The sequence below is a fragment of the Bradyrhizobium sp. 62B genome, from assembly GCF_030272265.2.
Classification (GTDB): domain Bacteria; phylum Pseudomonadota; class Alphaproteobacteria; order Rhizobiales; family Xanthobacteraceae; genus Bradyrhizobium.
In genome coordinates this window covers 742,357-758,516 of sequence record NZ_CP092842.1, presented here as the reverse complement: position 1 = coordinate 758,516, position 16,160 = coordinate 742,357, and the positions used below count along the sequence as shown (strand labels likewise).

General features: G+C 57.7%; 13 protein-coding genes. 11 read left to right on the top strand and 2 right to left on the bottom strand.

What is annotated here, in order from left to right:
• Positions 1-2: 2 nt before the first annotated feature.
• From ML401_RS38395 to ML401_RS38350, 10 genes are all read left to right on the top strand, one after another.
• The gene (locus ML401_RS38395) at positions 3-1,043 is read left to right on the top strand and encodes an alpha/beta fold hydrolase (RefSeq protein ID WP_285813004.1); all 1,041 of its coding nucleotides are present in this window, start codon (positions 3-5) and stop codon (positions 1,041-1,043) included.
• A 525-nt stretch (positions 1,044-1,568) separates the two neighbouring features.
• Entirely contained in the window at positions 1,569-2,804 is a 1,236-nt protein-coding gene (locus ML401_RS38390) for an ABC transporter ATP-binding protein (protein ID WP_285813001.1), read from the top strand.
• A gap of 77 nt (positions 2,805-2,881) precedes the next feature.
• Positions 2,882-3,937 (top strand): ABC transporter substrate-binding protein, encoded by a 1,056-nt coding sequence (locus tag ML401_RS38385; RefSeq protein WP_285813003.1) that lies wholly within the window; start codon positions 2,882-2,884, stop codon positions 3,935-3,937.
• Positions 3,938-4,014: 77 nt separating this feature from the next.
• Positions 4,015-5,259: an ABC transporter permease gene (locus tag ML401_RS38380; RefSeq protein ID WP_285813402.1), complete on the top strand. Its 1,245-nt coding sequence runs from the start codon at positions 4,015-4,017 to the stop codon at positions 5,257-5,259.
• Positions 5,260-5,263: 4 nt separating this feature from the next.
• Positions 5,264-6,094, top strand: coding sequence for an ABC transporter permease (locus ML401_RS38375; RefSeq protein ID WP_285813002.1), 831 nt, complete (start codon positions 5,264-5,266; stop codon positions 6,092-6,094).
• A gap of 13 nt (positions 6,095-6,107) precedes the next feature.
• Complete coding sequence (locus tag ML401_RS38370; RefSeq protein ID WP_285813401.1) at positions 6,108-6,671, top strand: cupin domain-containing protein; 564 nt, start codon at positions 6,108-6,110, stop codon at positions 6,669-6,671.
• Between the two features lie 332 nt (positions 6,672-7,003).
• The gene (locus ML401_RS38365) at positions 7,004-8,239 is read left to right on the top strand and encodes an ABC transporter ATP-binding protein (RefSeq protein ID WP_285813001.1); all 1,236 of its coding nucleotides are present in this window, start codon (positions 7,004-7,006) and stop codon (positions 8,237-8,239) included.
• Between the two features lie 77 nt (positions 8,240-8,316).
• The gene (locus ML401_RS38360; RefSeq protein ID WP_285813000.1) at positions 8,317-9,378 is read left to right on the top strand and encodes a polyamine ABC transporter substrate-binding protein; all 1,062 of its coding nucleotides are present in this window, start codon (positions 8,317-8,319) and stop codon (positions 9,376-9,378) included.
• Positions 9,379-9,742: 364 nt separating this feature from the next.
• Entirely contained in the window at positions 9,743-10,627 is an 885-nt protein-coding gene (locus ML401_RS38355) for a 3-keto-5-aminohexanoate cleavage protein (RefSeq protein WP_285812999.1), read from the top strand.
• A 16-nt stretch (positions 10,628-10,643) separates the two neighbouring features.
• Complete coding sequence (locus tag ML401_RS38350; protein ID WP_285812998.1) at positions 10,644-12,125, top strand: 3-hydroxyacyl-CoA dehydrogenase NAD-binding domain-containing protein; 1,482 nt, start codon at positions 10,644-10,646, stop codon at positions 12,123-12,125.
• Positions 12,126-12,546: 421 nt separating this feature from the next.
• On the opposite strand, the gene ML401_RS38345 is transcribed toward ML401_RS38350, so the two are convergent.
• The gene (locus ML401_RS38345; RefSeq protein WP_285812997.1) at positions 12,547-13,305 is read right to left on the bottom strand and encodes an SDR family NAD(P)-dependent oxidoreductase; all 759 of its coding nucleotides are present in this window, start codon (positions 13,303-13,305) and stop codon (positions 12,547-12,549) included.
• Positions 13,306-13,799: 494 nt separating this feature from the next.
• On the opposite strand from ML401_RS38345, the gene ML401_RS38340 reads away from it, so the two are divergent.
• A protein-coding gene (locus ML401_RS38340; protein ID WP_285812996.1) for an IS3 family transposase occupies positions 13,800-14,902 on the top strand; the annotation gives its coding sequence in 2 pieces (ribosomal slippage) (positions 13,800-14,061 and positions 14,061-14,902; 1,104 coding nt in all).
• A gap of 307 nt (positions 14,903-15,209) precedes the next feature.
• Here the strand turns inward: ML401_RS38340 and ML401_RS38335 are convergent.
• On the bottom strand, positions 15,210-15,968 hold the full coding sequence (locus ML401_RS38335) for a class II aldolase/adducin family protein (RefSeq protein ID WP_285812995.1): 759 nt from the start codon (positions 15,966-15,968) through the stop codon (positions 15,210-15,212).
• Between the last annotated feature and the right edge of the window lie 192 nt (positions 15,969-16,160).

Sequence of the window (16,160 nt, the reverse complement as noted above, 5' to 3'; positions counted from 1 at the left end):
CGATGGCGCATCCGCCTCTTGCGCCGGGTTGGATAGATGCGCCGCATCACGTCGCTTCGCTCGGATGCCTTGCGCTCGAATCGGGCGAAGTAATCGACGATCTGAGGATCTCGTATGTCGTCCACGGTTCACTTGACAATTCCTCGCGACCGGTGATCTTCGGCCTCTGCTCGATCGGAAGCACGCACCATAGGCTTGATTTTCTGATCGGTGCGGGGAGGGCGCTTGATCCTTCGCGCTTCACTATCGTCGTGATCGATGCATTGGGCAACGGGCTGTCAAGCTCGCCATCGAATTCGCAGACACAGCCGGGCGAGCGCTTTCCGCGCTTTACGATCCGCGACATGGTAGCGAGCCAACGCGTTCTCGCTTCGCACCTAGGCATCGGCGCTGTAGCCGCGATCGTTGGAGCATCGATGGGTGGTATGCAGGCGCTACAGTGGGGCGTGTCCTATCCGGATTTCGCTCGATCCCTCGTCGCGCTCGTCCCGATGGCGAAGACTGCGCCATGGTCGCAAGCAATCAACCACGCCGGGCGCCTCGCTCTCACGAACGCGCGCGAACTGCCAACAGCTGAAGCTCGCTGGGAGACGTGGGTAGCCCTGATGTCCGTGCTCGCGCGCTCGCCATCGCGGCTTGCTGCAGACGTCGCGGCTAACCAGGATGTTAATAAGGACGCACTGGCGTGGCTTGCTGCGTGCACGCGCTCAATGGCGGCGCAGAAATCTGATCCACTCGACTGGATCTACCAATCCTACGCGTATGATGCGCACGATGTCGGCGCGTCGACCGGTTTCGGCGGCGACACACAAAAGGCACTGGCGTCAATTCGAGCTCGTACCCTTGTCGCTGTGCCCTCGCTTGATCTCTACAATCCCGTCGAGTCAGGCATCTGGGCGGCGGAGCAGATCGAGCGAAGTGAACTCATTCGCCTTCCGTTCCCTAGCGGCCATCTGGTGGCCTCGGAAGCGGAGCCGCAGGCGGCGGCGCAGCTGAATGATCGAATCGGCCGCTTTCTAAGCTATGACGAGCCCGCACTCTGAGGAGACCGGCTTTCACTCGCTTTAACGGCTAGGACCCAACTGAGATATCGAAGCGAAAGACGACCGTTGAGATCATTAACGTCACGGCGGCCGATAAAGTTGGGAGCGTCGCTGCCCACGAGTCGTCGTCCGAGGGTAGTTCTTCGGGAGGCTACTTACGGCCAAATAGATTCCGTTGGAACATGCTCGGTATCGCTCGCGGAAACGCACTAAGCGCGACGTTTTGCGCGGCAGCTTAGGACGGGTAAGGAGCCGTTGTTCGTGACCGAACGGTCGTTTGTGCAGGAGCTCGGGCGAAGGGACTAATCGGGCGGGCGCGAGCTCCATCTCGGAATCACCTTGCCTACGTCAATTTCGATTGGCGTACACAAAAGCTTCGCATTTTGGCATCGAATGCAGGATTTCGACTCGCTGATGCGCCACATGGGGGAAATTCAGCCGATGCCCCCGATAATATTTGCGTGAAAGAAGAAGGCTTTGTCGACTCAGTCGCGGAGCTGAGAAAGGCGCGGCGGGAGGAGTTTTATGAGTCACTTGAGCGGCCGCGGAAGCTTCATGCGGACGTACCCTCCGCTGCGTCGTCGAGGCGTTCAGGAGGCGGCAATTCGTGATTTTGTAGTTGGCGATGCGGCGGTGGGTGGAGGGCGCCAGTGGGAAGAGCGATCCACGCCGGCTACGCGTGATGCGTACGTCAAGTTTTCCAACGTCCAGAAGACCTATGACGGGGAAACGCTCGTCGTTAAGAAGCTGAATTTGGAAATCGGACGGGGTGAGTTTCTGACGATGTTGGGGCCTTCCGGCTCCGGCAAGACAACGACCCTCATGATGCTTGCTGGCTTTGAGGTGCCCACCCATGGGTCGATCCTTCTGGAGGGGCGATCCATCGACAACATGCCTCCACACAAGCGCGACATTGGGATGGTGTTCCAAAACTACGCGCTGTTTCCGCACATGACGGTCGAAGAGAACCTCGCTTTCCCCCTCAAGGTTAGAAGGTTGGGGAGAGCGGAGGCCGAGGCCAAGATCAAGCGGGCGCTCGACATGGTCCGGCTCGGTGCATATGGCAAGCGGCGACCTGGCCAACTTTCCGGCGGCCAGCAGCAGCGTGTCGCGCTTGCGCGCGCGCTCGTTTTCGATCCCAAGCTCGTACTTATGGATGAGCCGCTCGGAGCGCTAGACAAGCAGCTGCGCGAGCAGATGCAGCTCGAGATCAAGCATATCCATGAGGATCTCGGCATCACAGTGGTCTATGTGACGCATGATCAGGGCGAAGCATTGACCATGTCTGACCGCATAGCGGTGTTCAACGACGGGGTGATCCAGCAGCTCGCCGCACCTGCTGAGCTCTACGAGCAGCCGCAGAACGCCTTCGTTGCCCAGTTCATCGGCGAGAACAACCAGCTGCAGGGTACGGTCGCGGAGATGAACGGCACAACCTGCAAGGTGGACATTCCGGGCGTTGGCATGGTGCAAGCGCTGGCCATCAATGTCGAGGCGGTCGGCAGGCCCACTGTGCTGTCGTTGCGGCCCGAGCGCGTAAAGCTGAACCCCGTGACGGGCTCACTGCCCAATGTCTTCGCCGCGCGTGTGATGGAGTTGATTTACCTGGGCGACCACGTGCGCATCCGGCTCTCCGTATGCGGGCACGATGAATTCGTCGTCAAGGTGCCGAATTTGGAAGGCGCGGCACAGGTGGAGCTCGGGACGAGCATTAACATCGGCTGGAAAACTGAGGATTGCCGGGCGCTTGACGCATCGTGACAAGCGGCCGAGTTCACCTGAGCAGTATGGGTACGCCGTCCCCCTTCATGGGATCGGCATAGCAGGGAGAGAGTAGAATGAGGAAGTCATTGATCGTCGCCGGCACTCTGGCTTTGACTGGCCTGGCGGCAATCCTTGCGCCGACTAAAGCCGTCTTCGCCGGCGATCAGCTGACGATTACCTCCTTCGGAGGAGCTTATCAGGCGGCCCTGCGCAAGGCCTATTTTGAGCCCTACGCCAAGCGGGCGGGCGTGAATATTTCGGAAGAAGAATACAACGGTGAGGTCGCGAAAATCCGGGCCATGGTTGACTCCAAGAGCGTGAGTTGGGATGTCGTCGACACCGATGGGTCAACGGCTCTGCAAATGTGTGCAGAAGGTACCGTCGAGACAATTGATTGGAAGCAGCTCGGCCTCGACCGCTCCAAGTTCATGGACCAGTATGAGTGTGCCGTGCCAGGGTACCTTTATTCCCATGCTGTCGCTTATGACAAGGACAAACTGCCCAACGGTCCGCAGACCATGGCCGACTTCTTTGACCTGCGCAAATTCCCTGGCAAGCGCGGTCTGATTAAAAGCCCCTTTGGCAATCTCGAGTGGGCGCTGATCGCCGATGGGATTCCCGTGAAGGATGTCTATAGAATCCTCGACACGCCCGAGGGGGTCGACCGTGCTTTTGCCAAGCTCGATACAATTAAAAAGGATGTCATCTGGTGGCAGTCCAATGCCCAGGCGATTCAGCTCCTCGCCGACGGTGAGGTCGTCATGGACAAAGTCCCAACACACAGGATCTATGACGCCAACAAGAAAGCCGGCAAGCATTTCGAAATCATGTGGGATGGTCAGGGGTTTGGGTCGGGAGTCTGGGTTATTCCAAAGGGTACCCCACGGCTTGCCGATGCTTATAAGTTCCTCGCCTTCGCCGCTTCGCCTCAGGCCCAAGCCGGCCTAACGAAGTATATCCCCTTAGCGCCGGCTAATAAGGATGCGATTTCGCTCGTTGACACGACTGTCCTGCCATATCTGCCCACTGCGCCCGACCATATGACCAATGCTTTATTGGTCAACAACATCTTCTGGGCGAACAAAGGCGACGAGCTCCGCCAGCGCTTCAACGCTTGGCTCGCGAAATGAAAATTGAAGAAGATCTGCGAGGAGGGGCTACGACCCTCCTCGCAACAGAACGAGTTGAGAAACAGGAGGCCATCGGGATGACAGTCGCCCATATCGATGGCAGTCTTCACGGTCTGCCGCTGCGAGGCGGGCTGCAACGGGTCGAGCGTCGGCGCAAGCTGAAGGCCTTCACCCTCGTGCTGCCGCTGCTCCTGTTTATCCTGATTGGCTTTGTTCTACCGATCGGACGGATGATGTTTAACGCTGTGCACGATAACACGCTTGCAACGTTGATGCCGCGCACGATGGCGGAGCTGAGGGGGTGGAACGGCAAGGACCTACCAGATGAGGCGGTCTATGCTGCACTTGCAAGCGACTTGAAAGAGGCGTGGGCGCAGAAGACCGCGGCCCAAATCGGTAAACGGATAAACTTTGAGTTGCCGGGGGCCATCAGCAATGTCACGTCGAGTTCTCGCAAGGTGCGTGAGCTTGCCGCTGGCCCTTACAAGTCCGCGCTCATTGACATCAACTCTTTCTGGGGGCGGCACGACGTCTGGAGTCTCTTGAAGCGCGGCACCTCACGCTACACAGCGTACTATCTTCTGCGCTCATTAGATTTCCAGTACGGGCCGGATAGCCAAATCGTCGCCTCGCCACCTGACAATGCTATCTTCCGCGACGCCTTCGCACGAACACTTGCTATCAGCATTACCGTAACCGCCGCTACACTCTTGCTGGGATTTCCCGTTGCCTATCTCTTAGCGACCTTGCCGGTTAGGTCTAGCAATCTGCTGATGATCATGGTCGTGCTACCGTTCTGGACTTCTGTGCTAGTACGTACAGCAGCCTGGGTTGTACTCCTACAGAGGCATGGGCTAGTCAACGACGCGCTGATGACATTGCATCTCATATCGCATCCCGCCGAACTTATTTTTAATCGAGTCGGGACAATCATAGCCATGACACATATTCAGCTGCCGTTCACGATCCTGCCGATCTACAGCGTGATGAAGACGATCTCGCCCAGCTATGTACGCGCCGCCCGTTCGCTCGGTGCCGGGCAGTTTTATGCTTTTTGGAAGGTTTACTTGCCGCAAACACTACCGGGCATCGCGGCTGGCTGTCTGCTCACGTTCATTCTGTGCCTGGGTTACTACATCACCCCAGCGCTGGTCGGGGGGCCGGCTGATCAGATGATAAGCTATTTTGTGGCTCATTATACAAATGAGGAGCTTAATTGGGGTATGGCCTCAGCTCTTGGCGCCATCCTCCTCACCGTGACGTTGGTGCTCTATTATATCTTCAACAAGCTGGTCGGCGTCGACCGCGTCAAGATGGGATAGAACGATGCCCGCTGCTGCTTATGCATCTCCGTTGGAGCGGGGTTGGTATTATCTGCACCGTCTGATCTGCGGGGCCGTGCTGTTGTTCCTTATAGCGCCAATTCTGGCAATCATCCCGCTTTCCTTCAATTCTGTACCGTTCTTTAGCTATCCGATGCCAGGTGTATCCCTGCGTTGGTACGAGGAGTTCTTCTTCACGGCTCGCTGGCAGGGTGCGCTGCAAAATTCGATCTTCGTCGCAGTCTCGGTTACGTTACTCGCGACCCTCCTCGGCACGCTAGCCGCGCTCGGCCTCAGTCGGCGCAGCTTTCCGTGGCGAGCAGCGGTTATGACGGTACTAATTTCGCCCATGGTCGTGCCAGTCGTGATTACTGCTGTCGGGATGTATTTCTTTTATGCGGACGTCGGGCTGCTGAACTCATATACAGGTCTAATATTGGCCCATACTACGCTAGCGGCCCCCTTCGTCGTCATCACCGTGACAGCGACGCTGACGGGCTTCGACGAGTCGCTTACACGCGCCGCGGCGGGACTTGGCGCGCGGCCAACCACAGTATTCGTTAAGATTATCATGCCGCTCATACTTCCAGGCATGATTTCAGGTTCGCTCTTCGCGTTTCTCACCTCGTTCGATGAGGTTGTCGTCGCTCTTTTCGTTGCGAGCGCCGACCAACGTACCTTGCCGAAAGTTATGTTTTCTGGAATCCGCGAGGAAATCAGTCCAACCATCACTGCCGCCGCTAGCGTGCTAATCCTTTTCTCCATTCTCATGCTTACCACTGTGGAACTGTTGCGCCGGCGATCGGAGCGGCTACGTGGCATCCGCAGTACTTAACGGTTGTGCTCGCATGCTTCGAGATGGCGTCAACGAAGAGATCGGTGCTCGCCTGCGCCAAATCCGGCAGCGCAGTCGATTGTCGCAGCGCGAACTTGCAAAGAGAGCCAAGATCGTCAACTCGACCATATCCTTGATCGAATCAGGGCAGACTAATCCATCTGTTGGAGCGCTAAAGCGCATTTTGGATGCCATTCCGATTAGCTTGGCAGAGTTTTTTTCGCGGACAGAAGAAGGCAAGGAACAGATTTTCTTTCGAAACAATGACCTAACGGAAATCGGCAAAGGCGGGATTTCCTACCTTCAGATCGGTAATAGTAGTGCTGGCCGCTCGGTCCAGATTCTGAAAGAATTTTATTCCCCAGGATCCGATACCGGAAGAGTCAAGCTGGTCCACGCTGGTGAGGAAGGTGGAGTTATCATCAGCGGACGATTAGAAGTCACCGTTGATGATCAGCGGCGTATACTGGGCGCTGGCGACGCATATTATTTTCTAAGCCGCCGACCACATCGGTTTAGGTGCATCGGGACGGAGCCGTGCGTAGTTGTGAGCGCATGTTCCCCGCCATCTTTTTGATGGCATGCTCCATTGTGCTCTCGAAAATCCTTGGCGAAGTCGTCCACATAGCGCACGGTCGCAACGCGATCGCGTGCATGGCGACGACGCCGTTGATGGACCCATCGATTGCGGTGTTGGGCGCGAGCTTCATGTCGGAATCACCTTACCTATCGTCAATTTCGATTGGCGTACACAAAAGCTTCGCATTTTGGCATCGAATGCAGGATTTCGACTCGCTGATGCGCCACATGGGGGAAATTCAGCCGATGCCCCCGATAATATTTGCGTGAAAGAAGAAGGCTTTGTCGACTCAGTCGCGGAGCTGAGAAAGGCGCGGCGGGAGGAGTTTTATGAGTCACTTGAGCGGCCGCGGAAGCTTCATGCGGACGTACCCTCCGCTGCGTCGTCGAGGCGTTCAGGAGGCGGCAATTCGTGATTTTGTAGTTGGCGATGCGGCGGTGGGTGGAGGGCGCCAGTGGGAAGAGCGATCCACGCCGGCTACGCGTGATGCGTACGTCAAGTTTTCCAACGTCCAGAAGACCTATGACGGGGAAACGCTCGTCGTTAAGAAGCTGAATTTGGAAATCGGACGGGGTGAGTTTCTGACGATGTTGGGGCCTTCCGGCTCCGGCAAGACAACGACCCTCATGATGCTTGCTGGCTTTGAGGTGCCCACCCATGGGTCGATCCTTCTGGAGGGGCGATCCATCGACAACATGCCTCCACACAAGCGCGACATTGGGATGGTGTTCCAAAACTACGCGCTGTTTCCGCACATGACGGTCGAAGAGAACCTCGCTTTCCCCCTCAAGGTTAGAAGGTTGGGGAGAGCGGAGGCCGAGGCCAAGATCAAGCGGGCGCTCGACATGGTCCGGCTCGGTGCATATGGCAAGCGGCGACCTGGCCAACTTTCCGGCGGCCAGCAGCAGCGTGTCGCGCTTGCGCGCGCGCTCGTTTTCGATCCCAAGCTCGTACTTATGGATGAGCCGCTCGGAGCGCTAGACAAGCAGCTGCGCGAGCAGATGCAGCTCGAGATCAAGCATATCCATGAGGATCTCGGCATCACAGTGGTCTATGTGACGCATGATCAGGGCGAAGCATTGACCATGTCTGACCGCATAGCGGTGTTCAACGACGGGGTGATCCAGCAGCTCGCCGCACCTGCTGAGCTCTACGAGCAGCCGCAGAACGCCTTCGTTGCCCAGTTCATCGGCGAGAACAACCAGCTGCAGGGTACGGTCGCGGAGATGAACGGCACAACCTGCAAGGTGGACATTCCGGGCGTTGGCATGGTGCAAGCGCTGGCCATCAATGTCGAGGCGGTCGGCAGGCCCACTGTGCTGTCGTTGCGGCCCGAGCGCGTAAAGCTGAACCCCGTGACGGGCTCACTGCCCAATGTCTTCGCCGCGCGTGTGATGGAGTTGATTTACCTGGGCGACCACGTGCGCATCCGGCTCTCCGTATGCGGGCACGATGAATTCGTCGTCAAGGTGCCGAATTTGGAAGGCGCGGCACAGGTGGAGCTCGGGACGAGCATTAACATCGGCTGGAAAACTGAGGATTGCCGGGCGCTTGACGCATCGTGACAAGCGGCCGAGTTCACCTGAGCAGTATGGGTACGCCGTCCCCCTTCATGGGATCGGCATAGCAGGGAGAGAGTAGAATGAGGAAGTCATTGATCGTCGCCGGCACTCTGGCTTTGACTGGCCTGGCGGCAATCCTTGCGCCGACTAAAGCCGTCTTCGCCGGCGATCAGCTGACGATTACCTCCTTCGGAGGAGCCACTCAAGCGGCTGAGCGCAAGGCCTTTTTCGAACCCTTCGCCAAGCACGCCGGGGTCAAAGTCCTTGAAGAAGAATATAACGGCGAGGTCGCGAAGATCCGGGCCATGGTCGAGTCCAAGACTGTCAGTTGGGATGTGGTTTCGACTGACGCGACCACCGCTGTGCAAATGTGTGCAGAAGGTACCGTCGAGACGCTTGATTGGAAGAAGCTCGGCCTCGACCGCTCCAAGTTAGCTGGCGCGGAGGAATACGAGTGCGCCGTCCCGGAGTACCTCTATTCCCACGCCATCGCTTATGACAAAGACAAGCTGCCCAATGGTCCAAAGACCATGGCCGACTTCTTCGACCTGCGCAAATTCCCTGGCAAGCGCGGTCTGATCAAGAGTCCCTTCGGTAACATCGAGTGGGCGCTGATCGCCGATGGGGTTTCGGTCAAGGATATCTATAAAATCCTCAACACGCCCGAGGGGATCGATCGCGCCTTTGCGAAGCTCAATACGATTAAGAAGGATGTCATCTGGTGGCAGTCCAATGCCCAATCGCTTCAGATCATTGCCGATGGAGAAGTCACCATGGGCAAAACGGCCACCCACAGGGTCTATGACGCTAACAAAACCGCCGGCAAGCATTTGGAAACGGTCTGGGATGGGCAGGGGTTTGGCGCGGCAGTCTGGGTTGTTCCAAAGGGTTCAGCACGGCTGGACGATGCCTATAAGTTTCTCGCCTTCGCCTCGTCGCCTCAGGCCCAGGCTGATTTGACGCGCTACGTCCCCTTAGCACCCGTTAACAAGGATGCGATTTCGCTCGTCGACCCGTCGATTCTGCCATATCTGCCGAATGCGCCCGATCATATGACCAATGCTTTCTTGGTCAACAACACCTTCTGGGCAAATAAGGGTGACGAGCTCCGCCAGCGCTTCAATGCTTGGCTCGCAAAATAGAACCAAGGAAAACGTCGGGAGGCGAGATCTACCTCCCGCCGATCCTGCCGAAGATCGCGGCCATTTTCCGTTCAGTTTCGCGTTGCGGGCATGAACACTATCCACACGATCGTCAGCGCCCCAGTTACGGGCGACGAATACTCACTACTTCGTGGCCTATTAGGCCAATGCGCCAATGCTACCTGGTGGCCCATCCGTCTTCGGTTGGCTACCCGGCTTGCTAGCCCGAGAGAAATATCGGCTCTTCGCGCTCACGCGCAGAATTATAAATCTAGATCACTCGGCTTAAGTCTCTTGATGGGGCGTGTCGCCGAAATAGACCGAGGCAAAGCGAGTGTGCTTCCTACGAACGGAGAAGAGTAAGATGATTTCTGAGGTGTTCATTACCTGTGCTGTTACAGGTAGCGGATCAAACGTGGAACGTAGTCCGCATGTGCCGGTGACTCCGGAGCAGATCGCGAACTCTGCGATCGAGGCGGCGCGAGCGGGAGCAGGAGTGGTCCACATCCACGTACGTGATCCTCAGACCCGGCAGGGATCGCGGGATCCGGCCCTTTATCGGGAGGTCGTGCATCGCATTCGGAACTCAGATGTCAATCCGGTGATCAATCTTACGACAGGGGTGGGCGGCGACCTGATCTTGGGTGGCCCCGACGCCCCTCTGCCGCCGAACCCACGGTCGGACATGGTCGGCGCCCTCGAGCGACTGGTGCACGTGGAAGAGCTACGTCCCGAAATCTGCACGTTGGACTGCGGGTCGATGAATTTCGGTTCGGGCGAATACGTGATGATTAACACCTTACCCACGCTGCGAAAAATGGCGGCTCGCTTGCAGCAAATCGGAGTTCTTCCCGAACTGGAGGTATTTGATACCGGCCACATGTGGATTGCGCGCGATTTGGTCAAGGAAGGGCTGATCAAGCGGCCACTGATTCAGCTTTGCATGGGCATACCTTATGGGGCGCGAGAAGACTTGACCACGCTGACGGCGATGGTGAATGGCCTGCCGGCGGGCTCAATCTATTCCGCATTTTCAATCGGCCGGATGCAGCTTCCGTATGTCGCAGCGGCGGCGCTGGCGGGCGCAAATGTGAGAGTGGGATTGGAGGACAACCTTTATCTGTCGCGAGGGCGGCTGGCGACGAACGCCGAGCTCGTAGGAGCGGCGGTTCAGATTCTCGAGAGGATGGGAGTGCGAGTCATGAGCCCTTCTGAAATCCGTCAGAAGTTCGGTTTCAACACTCATTGAAAGCTGGTTAAACCCTATGTGCGTGAAGACGGAGTTCGTTTCTGCGCTACCCAAAGCGGTCGCGCTGCTAGGCGGTGGAGCGATCGGGGGCGGTTGGGCCGCAAGATTTGTCCTCAATGGGGTTGACGTACGGCTGCACGATCCGGCGGCCGGCGCTCTCGATCGCGCTCAGGAGCAGGTCGCAAGAGCGCGTCGGGCATTTCGGCGGCTGACGCTCGCTCCGCTGCCGCGTGAGGGCACGTTGACGATCTTAGATTCGGTTGCGGCAGCAGTTGAAGGGGTGGAATTGGTGCAGGAGTCTGCGCCAGAAGATTTGGAGCTCAAACAGGAGTTGCTTGCCACCGCCGATCAAGTGACGGCACCGAATGTCCTGATCTGCTCCTCGACCTCGAGCTTGCGCCCATCTTTGCTGCAAGCAAAGATGAAACACGCTGAGCGCCTTCTTGTCGCTCACCCATTTTATCCAGTGTACATGCTCCCGCTCGTCGAACTGTGCGCCGGAGAGAGGACTGCTCCCGCAGCCTTAAATCGCGCGGCGACAATCTTCCAGGCTCTGGGGATGCATCCGCTGGTGGTGCGCAAAGAGATCGACGGCTTTATCGCAAATCGGTTGCAGGAAGCGCTGTGGCGCGAAGCGCTATGGCTGGTTCACGACGATGTGGCCACCGTACAGGAGGTTGATGACGCAATCCGCTATTCTTTTGGGCTCCGGCGGGCAATCAATGGCCCCTTCCGCGTGGGTGGTGGCGGCGCGGGAACGCGCCGCTTCATGGAGCAATGGGGGCCCACGCTGAAGTGGCCATGGACCAAGCTCACTGACGTCCCCGAGCTCACCGAGACGTTTCTGAACAAACTGGCTCGACAGGCAGAAGCTCGGGAGGACGGTATCTCAAGCTTCGAACGCGAACAGCAACGCGACGACTGCTATGCAGCGGTTTTGCGCGGACTGCGGTCACAAGGCCATGGCGCAGGCGAGACGCTCGCGGCTTGGGAAGAGAGCTTGCGTAAGCGCGCGCCTCAGGTTGCAAATGATCGCGGCCCTCTGGCGGCGCCGACCGTGCAGATGCCATCCGACTGGGTCGATTATAATGGCCACATTACTGAGAATCGTTACCTCTCTCTTTGCGGCTTGGGCAGCGAAAACGTCCTACATCACGTCGGAATCGACGCAGAGTATCGCGCTAAGTATGGCAGCTACTTTACGGTCGAGACCCATATCTCCCATCTGCGCGAGCTTCATGCTGGCGACCGCGTCCAGGTGCATACGCAGATCATCAGCGCCGATGACAAGCGTCTCCATCTCTTCTACGTGATTGTGCGTGAGGGCGAGAAGGCGCCGGCAGCCACGGGTGAGCAGATGCTCCTTCACGTCGCCGCCGGAACCGGACGTAGCGGACCAGTGCAGGGCGATGTGCGCGAGCGCGTGATGAAACTTGCGCTGCTTCATGCCGAGCTTCCGCGGCCGGAACGTGCCGGCGCAAGCATCCGGCTTCGCTGAATACGAGTACTCGCCGACCAGTCGTGCAGATCGCCAAGCGTGGCGATCTGCACGGAGTCGCTCGCGAGCCCGAAGTGGCCGCTGTTTCACTCGCCTAAGCCGCATTCCTGACCGTGCTCAAGCCTGCGCGAACAGCATTCGCAGAAATCGCTTCGAAGGCAGATGCGTTTCGTCCGGTAGGTCTCGCCTTACGCTGCGTCCGGCGGCACATTCAGGATGATTGCATATGTGCCGGTGCCTTCCTAGGCGAGACAAGCACCGCTATCTGATGAGTCAGCTCTGTCCAAGCCAGATTATCGCTTCAAACCTCTACCATTTCACAGGCGTGCCCGTTACCGTTGGGCACGCCTGGCCCCAATAAGTTTGAATTGGTTGGCGTGGCTACGTACTTACCAGGCCCCTGCCGGCCGTTAGGACTACTTCAGTTAAGAAGTAGGCCGTTGTCCGCCAACACCGTAAAGCCGGTGATCGTGTTTGCGCCGAAGCCAAGATAGAGAATCACTTCTGCTAGCTCGGACGGCTTAGCAACACGTTTCAGTAGCGTCGACTCAGCGGACGTGCGGCGGACTTCTTCCGGCCATTCAATCCAGTTGCTATCAATAAATCCCGGAGCAATGGCATTGACTCGCACCTCCGGAGCGAGCGCACGCGCAAAGTTCTTCGTGAGGGTGACCACGCCTGTCTTTGCGGCAGCGTAAGGGATCGTGCTGCCACGCCCGTCGAATGAAGCCGTCGAGGCGACGTTGACAATCGACCCGTTTGACGCCTTCAAAGCTGGCGCTGCGGCCTTGCTGCACCGGAAGACCCCTAGCAGGTTGACGTCAAGCAACGTAGCCCAGAGTTCTTCCGTTATGAGATCGAGCCGCTCAACTGGGATTGGCTGCCTCACACCCGGCGTGCCAGCATTGTTGACCAGGAGATCCAGCCGGCCAAGCGCGGACAGAGCGTCAGACACCATGGCCTCAGCGGAGGCCGCGTCTCCCACATTGCCCGGCGCAGCGATCACGTTCCCGACTGAGTTCAGTTCCTTGATGGCTTGCGGTCCGCGTGGATCGTCGGGCAGGAAATTCAGAGCGACAGTCGCACCAGACTCAACGAGCATCTTTGCCGTGGCCAGTCCGAGGCCACTCGCCGCGCCGGTCACAAGAGCCGTCTTGCCTTTCAGATCGAATGAAATCATATCTTCTGGGATCCGTGCCATTAGAGTTAGAACGATAAGGAACGATACATGGTGCAGAGTCATGAAGGCGCGCACCGTGATTCTAACAGCCGCACCGTTTTGGAAATCTCCGAATTTGAAGACAGCATGCAGAAATTGTGCGCTCAGCCCACGAATCCTACGATTTGGGTCCCTTTAGCCGCACTTCCCGCCCGAAATGTCTGATCGCGTGAACCAAGCGAATCCTATTTCGGAATTTAGGTGGTTGCGTCCGGATCTTGATCGAGGCTAGCCGCTCCTCGATCGAGTAAGAGGAAAATAATAGCCGTGGAGCAGTCCCCGTCGCGCAGCCCGAGTACAAGGCTGCCACCTTCGGGGGCGCGGCGTAGTCTCGATGAATGCCTCCTTCGCCGCCTCGACGAGCGGCCGACGCTGATCTGAGGCCGGCAAACTGGACCAATTTTGGCTAGAGTCTTGCGCTGCCGAATCCCCTCGGCTGGGAGGAGCGGACGACGATGAAGGCCTCGAAGTTTTCGGACGCCCAGAAGGCGTTTATCCTGAAGCAGGGCAACGACGGGGTCCCGGTTGCGGAGATCTGCCGCAAATCCGGGATCAGCCAGGCGACCTATTTCAACTGGAAGAAAAAGTACGACGGACTGCTGCCGACCGAGATGCGCCGGTTGAAGCAGCTCGAGGACGAGAACGCCAAGCTGAAGAAGCTGGTGGCGGACCTATCGCTCGACAAGGAGATGCTGCAGGACGTGATCCGCCGAAAGCTGTGAAGCCTGGTCGGAAGCGCAAGCTCGTCGATGAGGTTTGCGGGGAGTGGCAGGTCTCGATCCGCAAGGCTTGTAAGGCCCTCGAGTTCGATCGATCGACCTATCACTACAAATCTCGTCGCTCCGGCCAGGCGGCCCTCGAAGCTCGGATCAAGGAGATCTGCCATGTTCGCATCCGCTACGGCTATCGCCGCGTCCATGTGCTGTTGCGCCGCGAGGGATGGCGTCACGGCCAGAACAAGACCCGTCGCATCTATCGCGAATTGGGCCTGCAATTGCGCAACAAATCGCCCAAGCGCCGGGTCAAGGCCAAGTTGCGCGACGACCGGCGGCCGGCGACGCGGGTCAACGAGATCTGGGCGATGGACTTCGTTCATGACCAGCTGGCCACCGGCGGCAATCTCCGGGTGCTCACGATCGTCGATATCTTCTCCCGCTTCTCGCCCGCACTGGAGCCGCGGCTCGCCTTCCGCGGCACCGATGTCGTGGAGGTACTGGAAAGGGTTTGCAATGAAGTGGGACTCCCGGCGACGATCCGGGTCGATCAAGGCAGCGAGTTCGTGTCGCGCGATCTTGACCTCTGGGCCTACCAGCGCGGCGTCACGCTGGACTTCTCACGACCCGGCAAGCCGACCGACAACGCCTTCATCGAAGCCTTCAACGGCCGCTTCCGGGCCGAATGCCTCAACACCCATTGGTTCCTGTCCCTTGCGGATGCCCGGCAAAAGGTGGAGACTTGGCGAAGATACTATAACGAAGAACGGCCCCACGGGGCGATCGGCAATCGGCCGCCGATTTTGCTGCAAAATCACGTCGGCGACACCAGCCCGCCAACGTGATCAGAGGCGCAAAACTCTAGTTCCGGGTGGTCCAAAGTTCGGTCTCGCTGCACAAAACCCCGAGACTCTAACTGCCGCTGGATGAAACTTCAGTGGCAGGTCAACGCTGATAGATGACTTGTTGCCGAAATCGACGAAACACAATTGTTACAAGCGCGCGAATGCGATCACGAACCAGTAAACTTCCGCCGAACTTTGACTGGAACGTGATCTAGAGAGCGACGCCTGTACGAAGCCGCACTACTTGCTGCCCCCATTTGCCTACAGATCCAGCGCTTAGGCTGGTCATCGTCTTTCCATTTGACGGCTACTGCCGCCAATCTGTGTTCCGATTTTCGATCTGGCGCACCGCGGCGCGCCATTCAATCATGCCCCATTCGGAGGAGGCATGTCGGATTTTGGCATGTCTAACGAACTCCTCAACCACTCCGGGGACGATAGCCGCCGGCTCTTCACCCAAGCCGCGCGCAATGACCTCGACTTCGCAGGCGCGGGAGAGTAGGTACATCCGGAGGAGCGCCGCTTGATGAGTAGCACCGACTGTGAGAAGGCCATGGTTGCGCAGAATAAGACAGTCTCCATTCTGAGAGGTCAAACCTAGCGCATCTCCCTCCTCACGACGGATCGAACCATACTCATGATAAGCTAATTCACCATAGATCTCGAGAACGTCTTGGCTGATGGGCCTCAATCCGTTCTTCAGCGTCGAAACGCCCGTCCCTGCAAGACTATGCGTGTGAATCACGCAGTTTACGTCAGGCCTGGCCCTGTAGATGCCGCTATGGATCACTAGACCTGCTGGGTTGAATGCTCCACTATCGGTATAAACGTTGCCCTCGAGATCCATCTTGACGAGGCTCGATGCAGTAACCTCGCTAAACAGATCGCCGTAATTGTTGATTAGAAAGCAGTGCGGCTCATCGGGCACTCGAATCGATAGGTGGGTGTAAATCGAATCGGTCCAACCGTAGAGATCGCACATCCGATACATCGCAGCGAGGTCGCAGCGGACCTGCCATTCAGCATCGGTCATATTCACACGGTTGTTGTGAGCACCCTTATTCATGATGCGGAGTCCTATTCTCGCTGCAAATTGGATAAAGACGTTAGTTATTTCGATAAGGACCGCGCCGAGCTGTCGCGATATTATCTCTTTAATGATGAAGAGCAGCGATGGCGCACCGATGTCTAGACAGGTAAATGCTGCGCCTAATCAGCATCAGTTCAGTTCCATCAATCGCCGCGAACGAGGCCTATC

Bases quoted from the DNA above. Each gene is read 5' to 3' on its own strand.
- ML401_RS38395 (WP_285813004.1), top strand. From the start codon at position 3: ATGGCGCATCCGCCTCTTGCGCCGGGTTGGATAGATGCGCCGCATCAC.
- ML401_RS38390 (WP_285813001.1), top strand. From the start codon at position 1,569: ATGAGTCACTTGAGCGGCCGCGGAAGCTTCATGCGGACGTACCCTCCG.
- ML401_RS38385 (WP_285813003.1), top strand. From the start codon at position 2,882: ATGAGGAAGTCATTGATCGTCGCCGGCACTCTGGCTTTGACTGGCCTG.
- ML401_RS38380 (WP_285813402.1), top strand. From the start codon at position 4,015: ATGACAGTCGCCCATATCGATGGCAGTCTTCACGGTCTGCCGCTGCGA.
- ML401_RS38375 (WP_285813002.1), top strand. From the start codon at position 5,264: ATGCCCGCTGCTGCTTATGCATCTCCGTTGGAGCGGGGTTGGTATTAT.
- ML401_RS38370 (WP_285813401.1), top strand. From the start codon at position 6,108: ATGCTTCGAGATGGCGTCAACGAAGAGATCGGTGCTCGCCTGCGCCAA.
- ML401_RS38365 (WP_285813001.1), top strand. From the start codon at position 7,004: ATGAGTCACTTGAGCGGCCGCGGAAGCTTCATGCGGACGTACCCTCCG.
- ML401_RS38360 (WP_285813000.1), top strand. From the start codon at position 8,317: ATGAGGAAGTCATTGATCGTCGCCGGCACTCTGGCTTTGACTGGCCTG.
- ML401_RS38355 (WP_285812999.1), top strand. From the start codon at position 9,743: ATGATTTCTGAGGTGTTCATTACCTGTGCTGTTACAGGTAGCGGATCA.
- ML401_RS38350 (WP_285812998.1), top strand. From the start codon at position 10,644: ATGTGCGTGAAGACGGAGTTCGTTTCTGCGCTACCCAAAGCGGTCGCG.
- ML401_RS38345 (WP_285812997.1), bottom strand. From the start codon at position 13,305: ATGATTTCATTCGATCTGAAAGGCAAGACGGCTCTTGTGACCGGCGCG.
- ML401_RS38335 (WP_285812995.1), bottom strand. From the start codon at position 15,968: ATGAATAAGGGTGCTCACAACAACCGTGTGAATATGACCGATGCTGAA.